The organism is Xenorhabdus eapokensis (genome assembly GCF_001908105.1).
On record NZ_MKGQ01000003.1, the window covers coordinates 23821 to 46603 of the forward strand.

At 42.9% G+C, this 22783-nt stretch carries 24 protein-coding genes and 1 other annotated feature; of the genes, 16 read left to right on the forward strand and 8 right to left on the reverse strand.

Features of this window, described 5'->3' with window-relative positions:
• The first annotated feature begins 52 nt into the window (after positions 1–52).
• From artJ to artM, 3 genes are read left to right on the forward strand one after another with little or no spacing between them, the layout of a single operon-like run.
• Positions 53–790 carry an arginine ABC transporter substrate-binding protein gene (gene artJ / locus Xedl_RS38620; protein WP_074022490.1) on the forward strand — a complete coding sequence of 246 codons (738 nt, stop codon included), beginning with the start codon at positions 53–55 and terminating at the stop codon, positions 788–790.
• Positions 791–801: 11 nt separating this feature from the next.
• The gene (gene artQ / locus Xedl_RS38615; protein WP_074022489.1) at positions 802–1518 is read left to right on the forward strand and encodes an arginine ABC transporter permease ArtQ; all 717 of its coding nucleotides are present in this window, start codon (positions 802–804) and stop codon (positions 1516–1518) included.
• Complete coding sequence (gene artM / locus Xedl_RS38610) at positions 1518–2186, forward strand: arginine ABC transporter permease ArtM (protein ID WP_074022488.1); 669 nt, start codon at positions 1518–1520, stop codon at positions 2184–2186. Before artQ ends, artM begins: the two co-directional genes overlap by 1 nt.
• Positions 2187–2270: 84 nt before the next feature.
• Here artM and rlmC read toward each other — a convergent pair whose 3' ends face one another.
• The 3 genes from rlmC to Xedl_RS38595 all read right to left on the reverse strand — a co-directional run bounded on the left by rlmC (position 2271) and on the right by Xedl_RS38595 (position 4359).
• Positions 2271–3404, reverse strand: a complete 1134-nt coding sequence (gene rlmC / locus Xedl_RS38605; protein WP_074022487.1) for a 23S rRNA (uracil(747)-C(5))-methyltransferase RlmC — start codon at positions 3402–3404, stop codon at positions 2271–2273.
• A 25-nt stretch (positions 3405–3429) separates the two neighbouring features.
• Positions 3430–3963, reverse strand: a complete 534-nt coding sequence (locus Xedl_RS38600) for a type III secretion system chaperone family protein (RefSeq protein WP_074022486.1) — start codon at positions 3961–3963, stop codon at positions 3430–3432.
• A 78-nt stretch (positions 3964–4041) separates the two neighbouring features.
• Positions 4042–4359 (reverse strand): YbjC family protein, encoded by a 318-nt coding sequence (locus Xedl_RS38595; RefSeq protein WP_074022485.1) that lies wholly within the window; start codon positions 4357–4359, stop codon positions 4042–4044.
• A gap of 208 nt (positions 4360–4567) precedes the next feature.
• On the opposite strand from Xedl_RS38595, the gene Xedl_RS38590 reads away from it, so the two are divergent.
• From Xedl_RS38590 to Xedl_RS38580, 3 genes are all read left to right on the forward strand, one after another.
• Positions 4568–4831 (forward strand): GrxA family glutaredoxin, encoded by a 264-nt coding sequence (locus Xedl_RS38590; RefSeq protein ID WP_074022484.1) that lies wholly within the window; start codon positions 4568–4570, stop codon positions 4829–4831.
• Between the two features lie 397 nt (positions 4832–5228).
• A complete protein-coding gene (ybjG, locus tag Xedl_RS38585) occupies positions 5229–5837 on the forward strand; it encodes an undecaprenyl-diphosphate phosphatase (protein ID WP_074022483.1) in 609 nt (202 codons plus the stop codon).
• 841 nt (positions 5838–6678) lie between these two features.
• Positions 6679–7986: an HAAAP family serine/threonine permease gene (locus tag Xedl_RS38580; protein WP_074022482.1), complete on the forward strand. Its 1308-nt coding sequence runs from the start codon at positions 6679–6681 to the stop codon at positions 7984–7986.
• A 101-nt stretch (positions 7987–8087) separates the two neighbouring features.
• On the opposite strand, the gene Xedl_RS38575 is transcribed toward Xedl_RS38580, so the two are convergent.
• Positions 8088–9296: a serine hydrolase gene (locus Xedl_RS38575; protein ID WP_074022481.1), complete on the reverse strand. Its 1209-nt coding sequence runs from the start codon at positions 9294–9296 to the stop codon at positions 8088–8090.
• 152 nt (positions 9297–9448) lie between these two features.
• Between Xedl_RS38575 and Xedl_RS38570 the strand changes: the two genes are divergently transcribed.
• On the forward strand, positions 9449–10069 hold the full coding sequence (locus Xedl_RS38570) for a glutathione S-transferase family protein (RefSeq protein WP_074022480.1): 621 nt from the start codon (positions 9449–9451) through the stop codon (positions 10067–10069).
• A 19-nt stretch (positions 10070–10088) separates the two neighbouring features.
• On the opposite strand, the gene Xedl_RS38565 is transcribed toward Xedl_RS38570, so the two are convergent.
• The gene (locus Xedl_RS38565) at positions 10089–10928 is read right to left on the reverse strand and encodes an SDR family oxidoreductase (RefSeq protein WP_074022479.1); all 840 of its coding nucleotides are present in this window, start codon (positions 10926–10928) and stop codon (positions 10089–10091) included.
• Positions 10929–11152: 224 nt separating this feature from the next.
• Positions 11153–11275, forward strand: a sequence feature (His leader region).
• Between the two features lie 51 nt (positions 11276–11326).
• On the opposite strand from Xedl_RS38565, the gene hisG reads away from it, so the two are divergent.
• Genes hisG through hisIE form a run of 8 tightly spaced genes read left to right on the forward strand, consistent with a single transcriptional unit; the run spans position 11327 to position 18541 of the window.
• Complete coding sequence (hisG, locus tag Xedl_RS38560) at positions 11327–12226, forward strand: ATP phosphoribosyltransferase (protein WP_074022478.1); 900 nt, start codon at positions 11327–11329, stop codon at positions 12224–12226.
• A 5-nt stretch (positions 12227–12231) separates the two neighbouring features.
• On the forward strand, positions 12232–13542 hold the full coding sequence (hisD, locus tag Xedl_RS38555) for a histidinol dehydrogenase (RefSeq protein ID WP_074022477.1): 1311 nt from the start codon (positions 12232–12234) through the stop codon (positions 13540–13542).
• A 42-nt stretch (positions 13543–13584) separates the two neighbouring features.
• Positions 13585–14703: a histidinol-phosphate transaminase gene (hisC, locus tag Xedl_RS38550; RefSeq protein WP_074022476.1), complete on the forward strand. Its 1119-nt coding sequence runs from the start codon at positions 13585–13587 to the stop codon at positions 14701–14703.
• The gene (hisB, locus tag Xedl_RS38545; protein WP_074022475.1) at positions 14700–15797 is read left to right on the forward strand and encodes a bifunctional histidinol-phosphatase/imidazoleglycerol-phosphate dehydratase HisB; all 1098 of its coding nucleotides are present in this window, start codon (positions 14700–14702) and stop codon (positions 15795–15797) included. Before hisC ends, hisB begins: the two co-directional genes overlap by 4 nt.
• 24 nt (positions 15798–15821) lie before the next feature.
• Complete coding sequence (gene hisH, locus Xedl_RS38540) at positions 15822–16412, forward strand: imidazole glycerol phosphate synthase subunit HisH (RefSeq protein ID WP_074022474.1); 591 nt, start codon at positions 15822–15824, stop codon at positions 16410–16412.
• A 4-nt stretch (positions 16413–16416) separates the two neighbouring features.
• Positions 16417–17154: a 1-(5-phosphoribosyl)-5-[(5-phosphoribosylamino)methylideneamino]imidazole-4-carboxamide isomerase gene (gene hisA, locus Xedl_RS38535; protein ID WP_074022473.1), complete on the forward strand. Its 738-nt coding sequence runs from the start codon at positions 16417–16419 to the stop codon at positions 17152–17154.
• A complete protein-coding gene (gene hisF, locus Xedl_RS38530) occupies positions 17136–17912 on the forward strand; it encodes an imidazole glycerol phosphate synthase subunit HisF (protein WP_074022472.1) in 777 nt (258 codons plus the stop codon). Before hisA ends, hisF begins: the two co-directional genes overlap by 19 nt.
• A complete protein-coding gene (hisIE, locus tag Xedl_RS38525) occupies positions 17906–18541 on the forward strand; it encodes a bifunctional phosphoribosyl-AMP cyclohydrolase/phosphoribosyl-ATP diphosphatase HisIE (RefSeq protein WP_074022471.1) in 636 nt (211 codons plus the stop codon). Before hisF ends, hisIE begins: the two co-directional genes overlap by 7 nt.
• A gap of 117 nt (positions 18542–18658) precedes the next feature.
• Here the strand turns inward: hisIE and Xedl_RS38520 are convergent, their stop codons facing one another.
• On the reverse strand, positions 18659–19765 hold the full coding sequence (locus Xedl_RS38520) for a methyltransferase domain-containing protein (protein ID WP_244149655.1): 1107 nt from the start codon (positions 19763–19765) through the stop codon (positions 18659–18661).
• Between the two features lie 87 nt (positions 19766–19852).
• The gene (locus Xedl_RS38515; RefSeq protein WP_074022470.1) at positions 19853–20857 is read right to left on the reverse strand and encodes a permease; all 1005 of its coding nucleotides are present in this window, start codon (positions 20855–20857) and stop codon (positions 19853–19855) included.
• Between the two features lie 120 nt (positions 20858–20977).
• Here Xedl_RS38515 and Xedl_RS38510 point away from each other — a divergent pair, with 120 nt between their 5' ends.
• On the forward strand, positions 20978–21265 hold the full coding sequence (locus Xedl_RS38510; RefSeq protein WP_074022469.1) for an ArsR/SmtB family transcription factor: 288 nt from the start codon (positions 20978–20980) through the stop codon (positions 21263–21265).
• 231 nt (positions 21266–21496) lie between these two features.
• On the opposite strand, the gene yiaY is transcribed toward Xedl_RS38510, so the two are convergent.
• Complete coding sequence (gene yiaY / locus Xedl_RS38505) at positions 21497–22648, reverse strand: L-threonine dehydrogenase (RefSeq protein WP_074022468.1); 1152 nt, start codon at positions 22646–22648, stop codon at positions 21497–21499.
• Positions 22649–22783: the final 135 nt, after the last annotated feature.

The window sequence follows — 22783 nt, forward strand, 5'->3', positions numbered from 1 at the left end:
TAATTTCAATTGACTACATTCCCATAAAGTTCATAAACAACAGGATATTGCTATGAAGAAATTATTGTTTGCAGCCTTATTGAGTGCAGTGACCTTATCAGCAACCGCAGCGGAGGAATCAACTCTCCGTTTTGCGACGGAAGCAACTTATCCTCCATTTGAATTTATTGATGCAAACAATAAGATTCAAGGATTCGACGTCGATTTGGCGAATGCCATATGTGCAAAGCTCAACGCAGAATGTACATTCACCAACCAGGCATTTGATAGCCTTATTCCCAGCTTAAAATTCCGTCGGTTTGATGTTTTGATGGCGGGTATCGACATCACACCAGATCGTCAAAAACAAGTTGATTTTACCCAAACTTATTATGATAACTCTGCTATGTTCGTTGCTATCAAAGGGAAATTTGCTCAAGTTGCCGACCTCAAAGGTAAGCAAATAGGTACTCAGAATGGCACTACACACCAGAAGTATTTGATGGAGCAACATAAAGAGCTGAAAACCGTGCCTTATGACAGCTATCAAAATGCAATCCTTGATTTAAAAAATGGTCGTATTGATGCGTTGTTCGGTGATACTGCCGTCGTCAATGAATGGCTAAAAAAGAATAAAGAGTTAAGTACGGTTGGCGATAAGGTGACAGACAAAAACTACTTTGGTATCGGTTTAGGTATTGCCGTCCGCAAAGGTAATACTGAGCTACTGAATAAACTGAACAAAGCACTAACCGAAGTTAAACAAGACGGTACTTACGACACCATCTACAAAAAATGGTTTAAACAATAAACTCAATCCTAATGAATGAACTCCACTCTTTAATCAGTGCCGCCGGAGTTACCGTCGGCCTTGCCATTTCCTCGCTTGTCGTCGGTTTAGTTCTGGCAATGTTGTTGACTGCATGGGAATCCATTCGCTGGAAACCTATTGCTTTTTTAGGCTCTTGCTGGGTTACCTTGATCCGAGGATTGCCTGAAATTTTAGTTGTTCTCTTCATCTATTTTGGCAGTTCACAACTCCTCATTACACTGTCGGAAGGTTTTGATATCAATCTTGTTATCTGGCACTTTAAAATACAGATGGAAATTGACAACTTTGATGTCAGTCCTTTCCTGTGCGGTGTTATTGCCCTGTCTCTGCTCTATTCTGCTTATGCTTCACAAACGCTGCGGGGAGCATTAAAAGCGGTTCCGTCAGGGCAATGGGAAGCCGGTCAAGCTCTGGGGTTAAGCCAAAGTCGCATCTTTTTTCGCTTGATTATGCCTCAAATGTGGCGCCATGCCCTGCCAGGGCTTGGTAATCAATGGCTGGTCTTATTGAAAGATACGGCACTGGTTTCGTTAATCAGCGTTAATGATCTGATGTTACAAACAAAAAGTATCGCCACCCGAACTCAGGAGCCGTTTACATGGTATATGGTTGTTGCTGTGATCTATCTGATAATTACTCTGGTCAGCCAATTTATTCTCAAACAGCTTGAAATGCGCGCCACCCATTTTGAACGGAGTGCTTCATAATGTTTGAATACATCCAGGAAATTTTATCCGGCTTGCAAACCAGCCTCAGTTTGACTTTCTCAGCATTGTTGGTCGCATTCATACTGTCCATTGTCTTGACCACGATCCTGACAATGAAATGGCCTGTACTTTCTCAATTGGTGAGAGGCTATATCACACTATTTACCGGAACCCCGCTCCTCGTTCAGTTTTTCCTGATTTACTACGGGCCGGGACAATTTCCATCACTTAAAGAGTATCCGTGGTTATGGCAACTTATGTCAGAGCCGTGGCTGTGTGCAATGATGACACTTACATTGAATAGTGCAGCCTACTCAACCTTGCTATTTTACGGGGCTGTCAAAGCCATTCCTGCCGGACAATGGCAATCTTGCCAGGCTCTTGGTATGTCCAAAGTGCATTCTATGCGCATTCTGTTACCTTATGCTTTTAAGCGAGCACTCTCTTCCTATTCCAATGAAGTTGTGCTGATTTTCAAGAGCACTTCACTAGCCAGTACCATCACCTTATTAGACATCATGGGATATAGCCAGCTTCAATTTGGGCGTAGTTATGATGCAACGGTATTTATTGCTGCGGGGATTATTTACCTCTGCATAAATGGTCTTTTAACACTGCTGATGCGTATGATTGAACAACGAGCCTTATCATTTGAACAGCGCAATTAATCAGCATTCACACCCAATGATCTGATTTCACCATTCCTGCCCGTGATAACTTATCGTTATCACGGTAACCAAGATATAAGGTTATTAATTTACATTAAGAACTAACAGTGCCAATGTTTCATAATGTTCGGTATGAGGGAACATATCGAATAACTGCACTTTTTCTATTCGATATTGTTTAAGCATAGTGATATCTTTTGCCATCGTCTGCGCATTACAGCTCGAATAAAGCACATATTTAGGTGCCATCCGGCTAAGGTATTCACATAACTCTTTACCAATTCCTCTCCGAGGAGGGTTTACCAGAACTAACTCAGGTATTTGTGATTTATCAAGGGCAAAATGAGTGGAATCCAGTGCCTGAAAATCTACCTGCTCCAGCCCCAGGCTTTTGGCAGAACTTTTAGCACAACTAATTGCTTCAGCACTGATCTCAATCCCTGTCAGTCGAGTCCCTTTATCTGCACAATGCAGACCAAAACCGCCAGCACCGCAAAACAGATCCCACATATTGCTAATGTTCAATTCCCTAACCCAGCGCCCCGCTGTTGCATACAGCTCTGAGGCAATATTTGGATTTGTCTGGAAAAAACTGCGGGGGCGGATGTACAGCGGAATACCGTTAAAAGTTTCCTGCAACATCTTACGTTCGGTAAAAATGATTTCCTTCTCACCTTCCAGGATCGCCATATGGGTTGGCTGAATATTAGCGGAAATCACTGTTGCTTGTGGCAATTGTTCCTGCAACCAAGGCAAAGCGCGCTCTAATTGGATCAGCTTTGTTTCCGAACGCAAGACAAAACGCAGCATTATTTCGCCATTAGCGCGACTTTCCGTCAGAAGAATATATTTTAATTCTCCTTTCTTACGTTCAACGTTGTACGGAACCAAGCCAGCTTTGGCAATAAATGTTTTTATGACTGCAAATACCGTCTGAAAGTATTTTGGATACAGCGGGCAGTCACAAAGATCCACCGTTCTGCCATCACGATGCAACATACCAAGCAGTGGACGCTCAACACTGCCGCTGACGACCATCTTGGCTTTATTACGGAACTCACTTGTTTTGCTGGTTACTGGCGACAACCAATGTATTACTGATCCTTCCTGTAAAAGTTGCTTTAAATGTTGTTGCTTATCAAATAATTGCTGTGAATAGGACTTATTGAGCCACTGACAGGAGTGACAATGCCCCGCGGTATGCTGCGCACATTGCATCGTAAAAAACCGTATCAAAAAAATATTAGTGCAAAGTAAATGTTGATGTTTTCGTTGAAGTTAAGGGTTCTTCATCTTCATCTTCAACTTCAACTTCCATCTCACTTTCCATATCACTTTCCATATCATGGTTGACATAGAGAAAATTATTACTGTGAATTTCAAAAATCACATTCGCAATTTGTTCTTCACCCTGCTGCATAAAATTGGAGAATTGTTTGAAAGTCATCCCGGCAGCGATAGGGAAAGCCTGACAAACAATCAACTTAGGTAAACTTTCATCCTGAACATCAATAAATGCCTTCACAGTAAGAGAGCAAGCATTAATCTGACTCAAATTAGCAACCAATGGAATTATCGCAGTTGGCCTGACTTCGGCCAAAGCAGAAAATAGTACTACATCACCCAACAGATCGATCTTGGCATCAAACAAGCCATCAATATTCTGCATATGAGGCAAATGCAAGACTGAGCCTGAATCATTCTCAAAATAAGAAATCTTGAGCTGTTCAAGCCACGTACGCAAAATTGACAAATCGGGAATAACCATAGAATCCATCGAATTAACCTCATATGACTGGGAAGTGACACATACTACCACAGGGAAATTCCCAGCAAGCAGTCGCATGTACAATAATTAACCTATTTTATTTTTCTCATCATCAGTGACAATCTGATGGTTTTTATCCGCTTTCTTATGATCAATTCCCAAAAAGGAAAGATTATAAACTGCACGCCAGATAATATGGATAGCCGCTGGTATCAAGCAACCGATACCCAATAAAATCATAGCAATGTGTGCTTCTGTCGTCATTAATAAAGGTGATAGAATTATGCTATCAGTTATTGACAAGTAAGACAGAACCAACAGTCCCACTCCCAATACTTCCAATAAAATGACTAACTTAGGCATGTCAGCCAATGAGCGCATCTCTTTTGATGGATTCATTTTCATTCTTTAGTCTGTTTCGGCCTAAAAATAGACTTTCCGTTACTCAATAGATTTCTGTTAATTGGTGAGCCTATCATACCTGAATTCCGCTTATTGGCAGGACTAATTACAACAAAAGGCAATTCCTGCTTTTTTTTATGAATACTTACAGGCATAGTGGCTCCAGATGACATCCTATGAAATTCATTATCATTACCACTAAGGAGCTTGTATGTACACTGTCATTTTTGGCCGCCCTGGTTGTCCTTATTGCGTTCGCGCCAAAGAACTCGCTGAAAAACTAAAAAACGAGCGCGACGATTTTGATTATCGCTATGTCGATATCTGGGCTGAAAACATCACCAAAAACGACTTATCAAAAACGGTGGGTAAACCTGTTGAGACGGTTCCCCAGATCTTCATTGACGAGAAACATATCGGTGGCTGCACTGATTTTGAAGCTTATGCCAAAGAAAATCTGGAACTGTACAAATAACAGAACCCAATAATTAGTGATAAAATCAGTCGTCGAAAAAAAAACGCTATCCAGCCAGAAACCGTCCCTTTGCTGGATAGCGGTGCCTTAACCTTCGAAAAAACGTTCCCTTCTTGAAAAAATTTTTGCAATTTTTTCCCAAGGATGAGAACTTTCACATCATAATACAGTCTTAATTATTGCCACTGCTTTTCTTTGATGTCCCCCATATTGAGGGCCCGATAGTCATCCACTTTGGTTAAAGACTATCGGGTTTTTTGTTAGTCACGAGCGACTTGCAAGATAGCAGTTATCTTTCATTATTATTACAATCCCTATATTATTTACTCATGCAACATCAACAAGCATTAAATAAAATCACCCTGTTTACGTAAATATCTCGCTTGTGAGGCTGACTTTGCTAGAACAACTTAACCACAATTTGTTTACTTTTATCAATGCAACACCGGGTTCACCACCAGCAATGATCTCGCTTGCCATCTTTATAGCGAAATATTGCGTATTTATTTACCCTGCCACATTGGTCATTTGCTGGCTTTGGGGAAAAGAACAAGCCATCACATCTCAACGCGCCGTTGTCAGTAAATCCTGCATTGCTTTTGCCTTTGGCATAGCAACCTCCTATATCATCGGGGTGATTGTTCCACATGCCCGACCATTTGTTGACGGTTTTGGCTATAATTTTCTCTACCATGCTCCTACAGAATCTTTTCCGAGTAATCACGGCACAGCAGTCTTTACTTTCGCCCTGGCATTTATATTTTGGCACCGCGTTTGGTCAGGTTTATGCCTGATGGCCATCGCCTGTGCTATTGCCTGGTCTCGTGTCTATGTGGGTGTTCACTGGCCAATCGATATGGTTGGGGCATTTTTAGTAAGCCTGTTAGGCTGTGCTTTTTCCCAAATATTTTGGAGCCAGTACGGAGAACATTTACAAAACAAACTGACTCGACTCTATCAATTCTTCTGCGCATTTTTTATCAAAAAAGGGTGGGTAAAAAATTAATCAATTCTGAATATGCACCAGTCATATAGCTCTATATGGCTGGTGTAACTGATAACCATAAAAAAAGAGTGGCATTATCTTGTTCAAGAAATTTCTTAACATTTATTCGACTCTTCATCGTGGCTTAAATCTCAGAATAAAACCCTTCGTTATATTTAACAATATATAACTATAAAACGATTACCATTACTTCATAAATATAGAGATAAAGAACAAACTTCATACACAACAATTGTTTATCCTTAAACGCTTATTAAAGTAATATCAATGCTAAACACATTTTCTGTCAAAGAATGTATATCCTTTGCGATGAAGTTAAAATCCCCTTATCTATCATTGAATTAATAAAATCAAAACGACAAACAGAGAGATATTAAGAGAAAAATATTGGCATTTATAATTCAATCTCAGGTTATTCAAACACCAGACAAGAAAACACCATTAACATATAAACATCATTAAGCAATAAACCCGATAGATATTAGAATTTAAATAAAAATAATGATATATTCTTTAACAAAATTTGCATTTTATTTTACTTAATATTTAATCAACATTTTGACGAATATTTTTAACATCCTTCCTTTTCTATATAAATCTTGCAATTGCGAGAGTGATCACGGTACATTTCACTGAAAATAACTATATTTCCCCTACCAAAAGTCTGGGGTCAAGTTTTTTGGATGTAGTAATAAAGGTGTAGTAATAAAAACGTTTAGATAAACGACAACGCAATATCTGACAACTTATTATTCATATAAAATCCAACTCGTGCATTTAATTAATGTGCGGGTTTAGTAATTTTTAAATTTTACTTTACCGCGTTATTTCGGAGATACTTATGGACACATCTCAAGCAGGCTCGATAGCATCCTCTGCTTCCAGCAAAAGCAATCACACTACCTGGCGTAAATCAGACACAGTATGGATGCTGGGATTATATGGCACAGCGATTGGTGCCGGCGTTTTGTTTCTTCCCATCAATGCAGGTATTGGTGGTTTAATCCCACTCATTATCATGACGATTCTTGCTCTTCCTATGACATTTTTTGCGCATCGTGGAATGTGTCGTTTTGTTTTATCTGGTAAAAGCAGTGGTGATGATATCACCGGCGTGGTAGAAGAACATTTTGGTAAAGTTGCCGGCTTTCTGATCACCGTTCTCTATTTTTTTGCGATTTATCCTATTCTGCTCGTATACAGTGTTGCACTGACCAATACGGTAGAGAGCTTTCTTGTACATCAGCTACAGATTGATGCCCCGCCACGTGCATTACTGGCATTGGTATTGCTTCTTGGTGTAATGAGTATTATCCGTTTCGGTGAAAAAGCCATCGTTAAGGCTATGAGTATATTGGTATTCCCATTCGTCACCGTTTTGATGCTGTTGGCCTTGTACTTAATTCCTCACTGGAACACGACTATTTTCGATAGCCTGTCTCAGGACAGTGCCATGTCTGTCACCAGCAATAACGGCTTATTATTTACCCTGTGGCTGGCAATCCCTGTTATGGTTTTCTCTTTTAACCATTCCCCAATCATCTCAGCATTCGCAGTTGCAAAACGTGAAGAATATGGTGAGCATGCAGAGAAAAAATGTTCACGCATTCTGGCCTATGCCCATATCATGATGGTGCTGACAGTCATGTTCTTTGTTTTCAGTTGCGTACTGAGCTTATCACCGGAAAACCTGGCAGAAGCAAAAGCACAGAACATCACTATTCTGTCCTATCTGGCTAACCACTTCCGTGTACCAACTATTGAATATATTGCGCCATTTATCGCTTTTATTGCCATTACCAAGTCTTTCCTCGGCCACTATCTGGGTGCCCGTGAAGGCTTTAACGGCATTGTAAACAAAGCAATGATGAACACGAAAGGCAAAACGATTCAGCACAAGACGCTGAATCGTATCACTAGTCTCTTTATGCTAGTCAGTGCTTGGATCGTCGCTACACTTAATCCAAGCATCCTGAACATCATTGAATCACTCGGTGGACCAATTATTGCGATGATCTTGTTTATCATGCCAATGTACGCAATCAAAAAAGTTCCCGCTATGCGCAAATATGCAGGTAAGCCAAGCAATATTTTTGTTATTGTCATCGGCTCAATTGCTATTTCAGCAGCAATTTACTCAGTTATGTAATCAAAATCCATACGCTGCTTTCTTCAACAGTAACACCTAAAAAAATGCCAGTCATCAAAAGACCGACTGGCATTTTTTTCATTTAAATGCTAGCCGCTATATCAACCAAAGATCGAGTTAAACCAGCCACTAACCGTTTTTACAACGAAATCCCACATACGACCCAAGAAACCGCTTTCTTCTACCGCTTCTTTAACAACCAATGGACGCTGGTCAATGACTTTATCGTTTAGCAGGAAGTTCACTGTACCCACCACTTGGTTCTGAGCTAGTGGTGCCTCAAGCGAGGCATTATTCAGGGTAAAGCTCGCTTTCAAATTCGCACCTTGTCCACGGGGAACTATCACGGAAGCATCTTTTTCCACTCCCAATGCGACTTCTGGGCGAGTTCCGTACCATACTTTCTCTGTCACCAAAGTATCACTGGCCTTCAACAGTGTCGCCGATTCATAAAAACGAAATCCCCATGACAAAAGTTTTTCACTGTCAGAAAAACGTACCCGATCACTCGGAGCGCCTAATACCACTGAAATCAGACGCATTGGCCCTTCGATTGCGGATGCTACAAGATTATAACCTGCACCACTGGTGTGTCCGGTTTTGATGCCATCCACTTCCATGTTTTTATTCCACAACAGGCGATTGCGATTAGGTTGGCGGATATTGTTAAAAGTGAATTCTTTCTCTTTATTCAGAGCGTATTCTTCCGGCACATCACGGATCATGGCTTGACTTAAAAGCGCCATATCATGAGCGGTACTATACTGCCCTGCTGCATCCAGGCCATGCACTGTTTTGAAATGAGTGTTCGTCAATTTTAGTGTTTCTGAGTACTTATTCATCAAATCAACGAAAGCGTCCTGACTGCCCGCAACATAATCAGCAAGTGCAATACTGGCATCATTACCAGATTGGATAACAACCCCACGGTTCAGATCAATCACTTTAACCCTGTCACCCGGTTTCAAAAACATCAGCGATGAGCCCTTAAGTATTGGATTCCCAGTAGCCCAGGCATCTTTACCAACAGTTACCCAATCTTCTGTAGCAATTTTCCCTGATTTGATCGCTTGTCCTACGACATAGCTGGTCATTATCTTCGTCAGGCTGGCAGGATCTAACCGCTCATCGGCGTTATTTGAAGCCAGAATTTTTCCACTGGCATAATCCATTAATACATAGGCTTTTGCATCAATTTCAGGTGCGGCGGGCTGTTCTATTGCATATACATTGATACTCGCCAACCAAAAAACACTCAGGCCAAAGGTAAAAGATTTAATTATCGGTATTTGCTGCCTTTTTTTCATCATCGTTCGCCCTTTTTCTCTGCTAAAACTCTATTAATATAGGATGTTATAAGAGAAGACTCCAACCTAATAACGTAAAGATTTTTCTGTCATTCAACTCGTTTTATTGCCATATTATCAATCGTTAAAAATAGACTGACATTAAGGAGAAAATGATGTTGACAATTTGGGGCCGTAAAAATTCATCAAACGTGAAAAAAGTGCTTTGGTGTCTGGAAGAACTGAATGTGCCATATCAACAAATTGATGTTGGTGGTAAATTTGGCAAACTCAACGATCCTGAATATCTGCGTATGAACCCCAATGCAGTTATTCCTTGTTTGCAAGAAGACGATTTTATCTTATGGGAATCCAACACCATTGTTCGTTACATTGCTGCGAAATTTGGCAAAGACAGTCTTTACCCAGCCGATCTTCAAGAAAGAGCCAGTGTTGAGAAGTGGATGGACTGGGTAGGCTGCAATCTTTTCCCTCCTATTAAACAATTTATGATCAGCTTTATCAGAACACCGGCAGATCAACGTGATCCCAAAATCATCGCCCAAGTTTTAGCCGAGATTGAAAAATTACTGAAAATGGTCGATGACACACTAAGCAATCAGCAGTACCTTTCCGGTGACAAATTTGGTATGGCTGATATTGCCTTAGCACCACTGGCCTATTTATGGTTAAACGTAGAAATAGAGCGCCCATCTCTGCCAAATTTAGATCGTTGGTATCAATTGTTGACCGAAAGGCCCGCTTTCAGAAAGATTGTTATGATAGAAATAAGCTAATGTTTTACTTGTGATTTCATTAACTCATTGGCATTCTGTCGGGATCGGGGAACTGATACCTAAACCCTAGCTCCCGACAAATACGGCTACCATCAACAATTTTCTCTACCTTACTTTCGCTTTCTGCTCTTTCTGGCTGTAAAAATTCTGGCGGTGTCAGATCGAGCTGGCGACTGGCTGATTGATAAAACTTTGCTCTTTTCGGGTGGATCGGCGCACACAAATTAAAAAGATGCCCGCCTTCTGGTTGTTGAATAAGAAGCTTAATAGCAGCAATAGCATCATCTTGATGTACCAAATTGACCGCATCTTCTCCTCCGCTGAGTGCCTTCTTTCCAGCGAGAAAACGCCCTGCGTGGCGTCCACTGCCTACCAAGCCAGCCAAGCGTAAGATATCGACCGACGTATTGGGCAATTGATGCAGCCAGTTTTCCAATTCAACCAGTGCCTTGGCTGATTCAGTTTCGGGACACACGGGGTTATCTTCATTGAGATAACCCGCAGATGAACCATAAACTGAAGTAGAACTAGTGAAAATAATCCGTGGAACCGAATATGAAAGTGCTGTATCAACAACCAGTTGCACTGCTTTTATATATTCCTTCCCACCACCCGCAACACCACTAACGGGCAGTGTCAAAACCAGCACATCAACAGACATCAGTTGATCAAGATCATCCGCATCGCAAACAATCTGAGGCGCCAAGTTTAGCTGGTAACAATCCACCCCACACATACACACCGCTTCAACACCATCTGGCGTTGTTTTACTCCCAACTACCTGCATTCCTTCACTTTGTAGTGCTTGTGCTAATGGTATTCCTAACCACCCTAATCCAATAATAGAAACTTTTTTCACTATATCCTCCCAAAAGCGATTGAAAACAATATGTTAATACAAAAAAAACCTCTTCTTTAAAAAAGAGTTTGCTTTTTATACACAAGATCGTATAGGTTAAACAACAAGCAACCAACCCTTAATCATAAACATAGCATTACGTACAGCCATTATTCAGTACACCATGTTTCTTGTAGAAAAATAAATAATAGAGAGCTCGTATATATGAACCGTATTCAATTTAACCATCACCACCATCATCCTGACTAGTCTTTCAGGCTGCTGTGTGCTGGAAGACATTTGACCCGTCTTCCGGTGGAGTGAATACGATAAAAAACCCTCGGAAGAACTTCCGAGGGTTTTTTTATGTTTGATTTCTGCAAATTAATGACTGACTAAATCTTAAGATAGGACAAAACATGCTAGATAAAACACGCTTACGTATAGCCATGCAAAAATCGGGTCGTTTGAGTGATGACTCCAGAACTTTACTGGCAAGTTGCGGTATCAAAATTAACTTACAGCAACAGCGCCTGATCGCATTCGCTGAAAATATGCCTATCGACATTCTGCGTGTCCGCGATGATGATATTCCGGGCCTGGTGATAGATGGCGTTGTCGATCTGGGCATTATTGGGGAAAACGTACTTGAAGAAGAGTTACTGACGCGCCAGGCACAAGGAGAAGATCCCCGCTATCTGACATTGCGCCGCCTCGATTTTGGCGATTGCCGGCTGTCTCTGGCAACGCCTTTTGATTGCGATTATACCGGCGTGGAGTGCTTGCAAGACGCCCGTATCGCAACCTCTTACCCACACTTATTGAAACGTTATTTAGACCAAAAAAATATTCATTTCAAACCTTGCCTTCTCAATGGTTCAGTCGAGGTTGCCCCCCGTGCAGGGCTTGCAGATGCTATTTGTGATTTAGTTTCCACCGGTGCCACGTTGGAAGCCAATGGCTTACGAGAAGTAGAAGTTATTTATCGCTCAAAAGCCTGTTTGATCCAGCGTGATGGAGAAATGCCAGAAGCCAAACAGCAGCTTATTGATAAATTGATGCTCCGCATCCAAGGCGTCATTCAGGCACGAGAATCCAAATACATCATGCTGCATGCTCCCAGCAACAAATTGGAAGCGATTATATCCCTGCTGCCAGGCGCAGAACGCCCCACTATTTTGCCACTGGCAGGCGCACAAAACCGCGTAGCTATGCATATGGTCAGTAGTGAAACCCTTTTCTGGGAAACGATGGAAAAACTCAAGGCATTAGGTGCCAGTTCTATTTTGGTTCTGCCAATTGAAAAAATGATGGAGTAACCTTGATGAGCACTCCTTTTAAAACCATCATTCGCTGGCAATCATGTACGCCAGAACAACAAAAAATATTGCTGACCCGTCCGGCTATTGCTGCATCCGACGATATTTCCGGCACAGTTAAACAGATTTTGGAAACAGTCAAAACACGGGGCGACCAGGCATTGCAAGAGTTCAGCCAACGCTTCGACAAAACAATGGTTGAAACCATCCAAATCTCAGCCGATGAAGTGGATGCCGCAGCCGCTCGCCTGACTCCAGAAATCAAACAGGCCATGCAACACGCTATGAGCAATATCCGTCAATTCCATGAGGCACAAAAACCAGCAGCAGTTGACATCGAAACACTACCAGGAGTTCGCTGCCAACAAGTTACACGCCCAATAGATTCTGTTGGACTCTATATTCCCGGTGGCTCTGCTCCCCTGCCCTCAACGGCATTAATGTTAGGTACGCCAGCCAACATTGCAGGTTGCCGTAGAGTTATCTTGTGTTCCCCCCCCCCTATTGCCGATGAAATACTCTATGCGGCCCAACTGTGTGGGATCAGCGAAATATTTCAAATCGGTGGTGCTCAGGCGATTGCCGCAATGGCATTCGGAACAGAATCCGTTCCCAAAGTAGATAAAATTTTTGGCCCCGGAAATGCGTGGGTAACAGAAGCCAAACGTCAGGTCAGCCAACAGATTGACGGTGCCGCGATCGACATGCCCGCAGGTCCATCCGAAGTATTGGTTATCGCTGATAGCGGAGCCAATCCCATATTTACGGCAGCAGACCTGCTTTCACAAGCAGAACACGGCCCTGATTCTCAAGTGATACTGCTCACCCCCGATGAAAATTTGGCTAAAAAGGTTATCCGTGAAATTGAAACCCAACTTATGGCCTTGCCACGTCAACAGATTGCAATCCAGGCCTTGCAAGCCAGTCGGATAATTATTGCTCAAGATCTCGATCAATGCGTGACAATCAGTAACCAATATGGTCCAGAACACTTGATCATTCAAACTCGTCAGCCTGAGCAATTACTTGAGCAGATTACCAACGCCGGCTCTATTTTTCTGGGTGACTGGTCGCCTGAATCCGCCGGAGATTACGCTTCCGGCACCAATCACGTTCTGCCTACCTACGGCTATACTTCAACCTATTCCAGCCTCGGCCTGGCTGATTTCCTGAAACGAATGACCGTCCAGCGGCTTACTCCGCAAGGATTACAAAAACTCGCCCCCACTATCGAAACACTGGCACAGGCAGAACAACTTATTGCGCACAAAAATGCTGTTACCTTACGTATAACAGCCTTGAATAACGCAGACTGAGAACCACAGGGTCTGATAACCATAAAAAATTAAGGAACAATCATGAGTACGGTTTTTGATATCAATTCATTGGCAAGAGAAAACGTTCGCAAATTAGTCCCTTATATGTCTGCCCGCCGTCTGGGTGGTCGTGGTGATATTTGGTTAAATGCGAATGAATATCCTATCGCACCCAATTTCCAACTCACCGAACATACACTCAACCGCTATCCTGAATGCCAACCCACAACAGTCATTCAACGTTATGCCGATTATGCTGGCCTGCAACCGGAGCAAGTTCTTGTCAGCCGTGGCGCAGATGAATCTATCGAACTGCTGATCCGCGTTTTTTGCGAGCCAGGGCGCGATGCTGTCCTGTTTTGCCCGCCAACCTATGGCATGTACAGCGTTAGTGCCGAAACCTTCGGTGTAGAGCAGAAAAAAGTCCCGGCCTGCGCCAACTGGCAACCTGATATTGCCGCTATCAAAAGTAATCTGGATCGCGTCAAGCTGATCTATATCTGTAGCCCCAACAACCCAACAGGCAACCTGATTGATCCTGAGGCATTACGCCAGATCCTTGAATTAGCCCGTAACCGTGCCATCGTTGCCATTGACGAAGCCTACATCGAATTTTGCCCACAACACGCAGCTACCCATGTTACCACCCGTTGGCTGCAAGACTATCCCCACTTAGTTATTTTGCGAACCCTCTCGAAAGCTTTTGCTTTGGCTGGATTACGTTGTGGATTTACGCTGGCCTCTGCCGATATCATCGCACTGATGCTAAAAGTGATTGCGCCTTATCCACTGGCGACGCCTGTTGCTGATATCGCTGCACAAGCATTAACCGAAGCAGGCATTGCAACAATGAGAAATCGGGTGGCAGAGATCACCAACAATCGGGCTTATCTCCAGCAAGCACTCAGTCAATTGGCGTTGGTTGACACTGTGTTTCCAAGCGAAACTAATTATATTTTGGTGAAATTTACTAATGCAGAGCTGGTATTCAAGACACTATGGGAACAAGGGATCATTTTGCGTGACCAGCGTAAACAACCAGGATTAGCGAATTGCCTGCGCATTACCATCGGCAACCGGAATGAATGTGAACAGTTGGTTCTTGCCATTAGTGCGCTTTCCAACCAACTTCAACAAATCAAGGAAACTGAAAATCCATGAGCCAGAAAATGCTTTTTATTGACCGCGATGGAACATTGATCACCGAGCCACCCAGTGATTATCAAGTTGATCGCCTTGATAAATTGGCTTTTGAAGCCGATGTGATCCCTGCCTTACTCGCCCTGCAAAAAGCCGATTATACATTAGTGATGATCACGAATCAGGACGGGTTAGGTACGGCCAGTTTTCCGCAGGCAGATTTTGAGCCACCCCATGCCTTGATGATGCAAATTTTTACCTCACAGGGTATCCATTTTGAAGAGGTGTTAATTTGCCCACACAAACCAGAAGATAATTGCCACTGCCGTAAACCCAAACTTGGGTTGGTACAAAAATTTCTGGCAGGCAATGTTATCGATACTGACAACAGTTATGTCATCGGTGATCGGGAAACCGATCTGCAATTAGCCCAAAACATGGGGATCAGGGGCATCCGCTACCAGCCCGCATCACTGGGATGGACAACCATTTGTGAGCAATTGATCGGTGAACAATTGATCGGCAAAGAATTGACCCATAAAAATCGTCATGCTCATGTCGTACGAAAAACCAAAGAAACTATTATCGATATTGAAATTTGGCTGGATCGTGAAGGAGATAGTCGCATTAATACAGGCGTCGGTTTTTTCGACCATATGCTGGATCAAATCGCAACTCACGGCGGCTTCCGCATGAATATCCAGGTCAAAGGTGATCTCTATATTGACGATCATCATACGGTTGAAGATACCGGCCTTGCACTAGGAGATGCTTTAAAGCAGGCATTGGGGGATAAACGCGGCATTGCCAGATTTGGTTTTATGCTGCCAATGGATGAATGCCTTGCTCGCTGTGCTCTGGATATTTCCGGTCGCCCACATCTTGAATATAAAGCTGAATTTAAACACCAGCGGGTTGGAGATTTGAGTACAGAAATGATCGAACATTTTTTCCGTTCTCTCTCTTACACCATGGGATGCACCCTGCACCTGAAAACCAAAGGCAAGAACGATCACCATCGGGCAGAAAGCCTGTTTAAAGTCTTTGGCCGAACTTTGCGCCAAGCCATTCGCGTAGAAGGCGATACTTTGCCGAGTTCCAAAGGTGTTTTGTAGGAAAGGCGATAGAAGGAAGCCATGATGAACATTGTTATTCTAGATACAGGCTGCGCTAACCTTGCTTCTGTTACCTATGCCATCCGTCGCTTAGGTTATGAGCCAACAGTGAGTTTAGACGCGGATGTTGTTCAAGCAGCCGATAAGCTATTTCTACCAGGCGTGGGAACGGCAACCGCCGCAATGAAACAACTTGAACAACGACAATTAATTCCCTTGATTAATTCTCTTACCCAACCCGTATTAGGTATCTGTCTCGGCATGCAATTGCTGGCTCGCGTCGGTGAGGAAGGAGGTAACATCCCTCTATTGCAGCTCATTGACGCGCCTGTCAAAAAAATAATGGCTGCAAATCTGCCATTGCCACATATGGGCTGGAATCAAGTGCAAGCACAGACAGGTAATCCACTGTTTCGCCATATTGCAGATAATTCCCGTTTCTATTTTGTTCACAGTTATGCCCTGCCTGTCGGTGAATATACGATTGCCCAAACTGAATATGGCAATACATTTAGTAGCGCCATTGCAAAAAACAATTTCTTTGGAGTGCAATTCCATCCTGAACGCTCAGGGGCAGCAGGCGCACAGCTACTAAAAAACTTTTTGGAGATGTAATCGCATGATCATACCTGCATTAGATTTAATCGATGGCAATGTGGTGCGTTTGCATCAGGGAGATTATGACCAACGTCGGGATTATGGCAGCTCTCCGCTTTCTCGCTTACAGCAATATGAACAGGAAGGCGCTAAGTTACTGCATTTAGTCGATCTGACTGGTGCAAAAGATCCGGCCAAACGCCAAGTTGTCCTCTTAAAAGCGCTACTGGCAGGTGTTACTGTGCCCGTTCAAGTTGGCGGCGGAATTCGTTCAGAGGCAGATATAAAAACCCTGCTTGAAGCAGGTGCAAGCCGAGTTGTCATTGGTTCCACTGCAATTACACGGCCTGAATTAATCAAACAATGGTTGCAAAACTACGGGGCAGAGGCAATCGTGCTGGCACTGGACGTTCGTATCAATACAGATGGGATAAAACAAGTTGCTATTAGTGGTTGGCAAGAAAACAGCAACACTACCCTTGAGTATGTCATTGAACAGTACCTCCCTGTTGGACTCAAACATGTTTTATGTACCGATATTTCCCGTGATGGCACATTAAGCGGCTCTAATATCGCGCTCTATCAGGAAATCAGCCAGCAATATCCACAAATCCAATTTCAAGCCTCTGGCGGTATTGGCAATCTCACCGATATCTCTCCTCTTCCTGCTTCTGGTGTGACGGGTGTCATTGTTGGGCGCGCATTACTGGAAGGAAAATTTACCCTGACGGAGGCTATCCAATGTTGGCAAAACGCATAATTCCCTGTCTGGATGTCCGTGATGGACAAGTTGTCAAAGGCGTACAATTCCGTAACCATGAAATTATTGGTGATATTGTTCCTCTCGCACAGCGTTATGCCCAGGAGGGAGCTGATGAATTAGTCTTTTACGATATTACCGCTTCCTCCGATGGCCGTATGGTCGATAAAAGCTGGGTGGCAAAGGTCGCAGAAGTTATCGACATTCCTTTCTGCGTAGCCGGTGGTATTAAGACCGTCGAAGAAGCGGGACAAATTTTAACATTCGGTGCAGATAAAATTTCTATCAATTCCCCAGCCTTGACTGATCCAGGTTTAATTAACCGTCTGGCTGATCGCTACGGTGTGCAATGTGTCGTCGTGGGTATTGATACATGGTTTGATGAGAACACTAACAGTTATCAAGTTTACCAATTTACAGGGGATGAAAAGCGCACAACCGCAACACGCTGGCAAACATTGGATTGGATCAAAGAAGTTCAACAACGCGGTGCAGGTGAAATTGTCCTGAATATGATGAACCAGGATGGTGTCCGTAATGGTTATGATCTGACCCAACTGAAATTAGTACGTGATGTCTGTTCTGTACCATTAATTGCATCTGGAGGCGCTGGAATACCGGAACATTTCCTTGATGCTTTTCAATTGGCAAATGTTGATGGTGCTTTAGCTGCCTCGGTTTTTCACAAGCAGATCATTAATATCTGTGAACTTAAACAATATCTGGCTACACAGGGTGTCGAGGTTAGAACATGTTGACAGCACGACAATTAACCCCCCAAGAAATGGGGAAGCTGGATTGGCAAAAAGTGGATAATCTGATGCCCGTCATCGTCCAACATGCCACCTCAGGAACCGTGTTAATGATGGGTTATATGAATCAAGAAGCACTGAATGTGACACTTCATTCTGGCAAAGTCACTTTTTTTTCCCGTACTAAACAGCGGTTATGGACAAAAGGCGAAAGCTCCGGCCACTTTTTGAATCTGGTCGGTATCTATCCCGACTGTGACAACGATACCCTGCTAGCCTTAGTCGATCCTATTGGCCCCACCTGTCATACAGGCAGTGAAAGCTGTTTTGCTCCTGCACAAACTGAATGGGGTTTTCTCTATGAATTGGAACAATTACTGGCAAGCCGAAAAAATGCCTCGCCAGACAGTTCCTACACGGCTCGTTTATATGCCAGCGGAACAAAACGCATCGCCCAAAAAGTGGGCGAGGAAGGCGTCGAGACCGCACTAGCGGCAACAGTCAATGATAGGGAAGAATTGACTAACGAAGCCGCAGATTTGCTCTATCATCTGCTGGTTTTACTCCAGGATCAAAAGCTCGATCTTAGTTGTATTATTCGTCGATTGCGGGAGCGGCATTCAGCCAAGGAATAATTTTCGGCACAGGAATAACAGCTTCGAAAAATAACAGCCACTTCGCCAAGCTATATATACTAGCTATAATAAGAAGTGGCTTCTCGCTATCCTATTAGAGGATCCTATGTACTTTATTTAACAACCACAACCACCTGATGCGCTTATGGGAACCTCAACTGAAACGACAGAGTTATTTGAAGCTGTTCCTGTTCCACAATTAAAAATTCCATAATGCGTACGGCCTTCACCAATCACACTAAATAAGTTATGGTATCGACTTTGACAAATGATATCTGCCGTATTCCGACATATTGGCATCGCTTTCCCAGCTTCAAATACATGTTCTTGATCAAACATAAAGCGAACAGGAGCATCAGGAAGATTACCTTTGTATATGGCGACTTGACCATAATCTTCACAACTATCTTCCAGATCAATCTTGAATAACCTGAGAGTCATTGAGTACAGCCTTGCGCCCCCCAATTTTTCTTCAATAGGTTTGTTGCGAATAGTCTTTAGGTTGCTTGCAACAATTCGTATATCCCGAAAACCTGCCTCACGCGCTATTCGCACAAAGTCGCCATAATACAAGACATCACCAATACATTCGCCAATCAGCAACGGATCATTTTTCAACTCCTGGGAAAGTCTGCGATCAGAGAAAATATCAGCAAAATAAATTTCGCCGCCAGGTTTGAGCAACTGAGCAATTCCTTTAAGTACATCAGGTTTTGCAGTAGCTAGGTTAATGACACAATTGGAAACTATGACATCGATACTATTCGGCAGTAAATTAATTGGCGGTAAACTGAGTAAATCCAAAGACTCAATATTACCGTGTATAAAATGTACATTACTTTCATTATAGCCATAGGCTTCACGGTGGTATTCAACGTAGCTCTTGGCAAATTCAATTTGCTCAGGAGTAGCATCCACACCGATAACCTTCCCTTTTTCTCCTACCAACTTGGATAAAATGAAGCAATCTCTCCCGCCACCACAGCCTAAATCCAACACAGTTGCTCCAACCAGCAACGGGGGAAAAGGAGTGCCACAGCCATAAAAGCGCTGCTGCACATCTGGGTGGATTAACTTTAATAAAGCTTTGATCTCATCAGAAGGTGGTTTATCTACAGTGCAAACATTAGTTACCAGGTCTTCCTTGCTCGAAAGCGTTGTACCGTAGTAATTCTGTACATTTTCAACTCGCTGAAGCAATTGTTTTTCTTTGGTTTTCATCATTCTATTCTATAACCTCTAATAAAACCCAACCTTAGCTCTGACATAATTTTAATAACGATCGGCCTAATACGTTTATTTGATGAACATTCAGAAAAATAGTAAAGCCGTGTAACCTGCGATCATTGCCATAGCAAGAATAACAGCGACAAAGGCCGCCAAGAGTTTAAATGTGAATAGGGAGCGTAATAAAATCAGCTCAGTCAGGCTGGCGCCGGCACCACCGATAATTAATGCCAGAATCGCTCCGGCACTAACTCCTTTCGTCATCAAAGCTGCTGAAAGCGGTATCAATGCTTCGGCTCGAAGATACAGTGGTATTCCAATGACAGAAGCAACTGGGATTGCAAAAGGATTATCTGAACCAGCATATTTTTCAAGCAGACTAGTAGGAATATAGCCATAGATCACACTGCCTATTGCTATACCGATGAATAAATACGGAAGTACACTCTTAAAATCTGCCCAAGCTTCCTGCCACAAACCGCTATATCTACTTTTTGGACGAACCGCTTTAGTAGGTTGGCTATCGCAGCAACTTGTAGATTGCGTGGTCATCTGGGTAACAGAACAACAGGGAGCTGCCATTGATTCACAACTGTTTGACATTGCTGGCTTAACGTCGCAACTACTTCCAGAAACTCCGCAACCCGATGTCTCTTCGTGGCGTACATAACGTTCAAATCCTAATACTTGTAGCAACCATCCGGCACCCAATGAGACCAGAAAGGCAGATAGTACGTAAATGGCTGTTAGCGTCAGACCAAAAGTAGCAACAAACAATACAACGATGATGGGGTTCAATAGCGGAGAAGAAAATAAAAATACCATCATTGGACCAAAACCAGCTTTGGCGCGAATTAGCCCTTTCAACATAGGAATAGTCGAGCAACTACAGAAAGGAGTGATAGAACCGAGGGCAGCAGCCAGAAAATATCCCCTTTTCCGGTTAGCACTCAGTAACGCTTCTACCCTGGATGGAGGTATATGCTGCTGGAGAATACCAACCAACAAACTGATACCAATAAACAAGGCTGATAACTCTATGGCGAGGAAGACAAACATGTTTAGGGTTTCTTGTAATTGAGAAGACATACCAGATCCTTATATACCTATATTTCTAGTAATATGGAAATATTCAGGATGATAGATTGCCATTGCAATTCCTGTCAAGTATATTTCTAGAAACATAGAATTTTGGATTCAGAGACGCGTATGAAACACGAAGAAGTCGCAGCAAGTCTGGCGGAACTAGGGAATAGTCACCGATTAGCTATATTTCGCTTTTTAGTCAAGGCTGGTCATCAGGGAGCCTCGGTAGGGGAAATTCAGAAAGCTTTGGATATTCCTCCTTCGACACTGTCACATCATCTTAACCGTATGGTGAAGGTCGGACTAATCCGTCAAGCGAAACACAGCCGTACTATCGTATGTATACCTGATTATCAACACTTGGGAAATCTGATCAACTTCTTACAAGAAGAATGTTGCGTAGGGATTTAACTCGAACACTTCACCGAACAATCATATGGATCATGTAAAGCATAATGGTGATAGTAGAAGACGATATTTTCATCCGGTATATGGAGTAAAGCCACAGTAGGCCTGAAAGGAAGAACATAACATTTCATTAAGTATTTCAACCCACTGACAAATCCCGTAGAAAATAATAGGACTTGTCAGTGGATCATGATGTGAAGAACATTCAGTGCTTAAAAACCACTACTCAGTGAATCACATTGCTGCCTTAAAGATAGCAACGATTTCTTCATGTGATGCCTGAATGGGATTGGTGAAACCACAGGCATCTTTCAACGCATTAGTTGCTAATATTGGCAAATCTTCCTCTTTTACATGCAACGCAGACAAACCTGACGGAATATTCACATCTTTTGCCAATTCACTGATTGCATGGATACAAGCTTCAGCACCTTGCGTATCGTTTAAAGCACCAACCTCAACGCCCATAGCCGCCGCAATATCGCTCAGACGAGCAGCAGAAACTTTTGCATTGAATCTCTGTACATGTGGCAATAAAACCGCATTGCAGACCCCGTGTGGCAAATCATAAAATCCCCCTAACTGGTGTGCCATAGCATGGACATATCCCAAAGAGGCATTATTGAATGCCATGCCAGCCAAGAACTGGGCATAAGCCATATTCTCACGCGCTTCCATATCATTGCCATCTTCGACCGCACGGCGTAAATAATGGCTAATCATTGTCACCGCTTTCAACGCGCAGGCATCCGTGATAGGGTTTGCCGCCGTAGAGACATAAGCCTCAATCGCATGCGTCAATGCATCCATTCCTGTTGCGGCAGTCAATCCTTTTGGCATCCCTGCCATCAATGCAGGATCATTGACTGACAAAATGGGCGTTACATTTTTATCCACAATGGCCATTTTGATATGACGTTCAACATCTGTAATAATACAGAAGCGTGTCATTTCAGAAGCTGTTCCCGCAGTGGTATTGATGGCAATCAAAGGGAGTTGTGGTTTAGCCGAACGATCAACTCCTTCATAATCACGAATATCTCCGCCATTAGCGGCCACCAGCGCGATACCTTTTGCACAATCATGCGGTGAACCACCACCTAAAGAGATCACACAATCACAGTTATGCTGGCGCAGAATTTCCAAACCTTCCCCAACATTAATCGTAGTTGGATTTGGATTTGTTCCAGCATAAATTGCACTTTTTATCCCAACATCGGCCAGCAAAGCCTGAACGTTTCCAACAACACCAATCTCGTTTAACACGCGGTCAGTGACAATCAAAGCCTGTCTGTGGCCGTAGTTTTTCATTAATTCGACGGCTTCAGTCATGCACCCCATACCGATTTTATTCACTGGAGGGATAAAGAAAGTTGATGCTGCCATTTGAAACTCCTTAGATTTTACTGAAGTATTCCAAATCTTAGTGTAAGAAACTGGAATTACAATGTGGCACTTATCTACCTCAGTAATTTTGACCAGAATCAATAATTGCTGATGCAAGACGGAAAAAAATAGGTA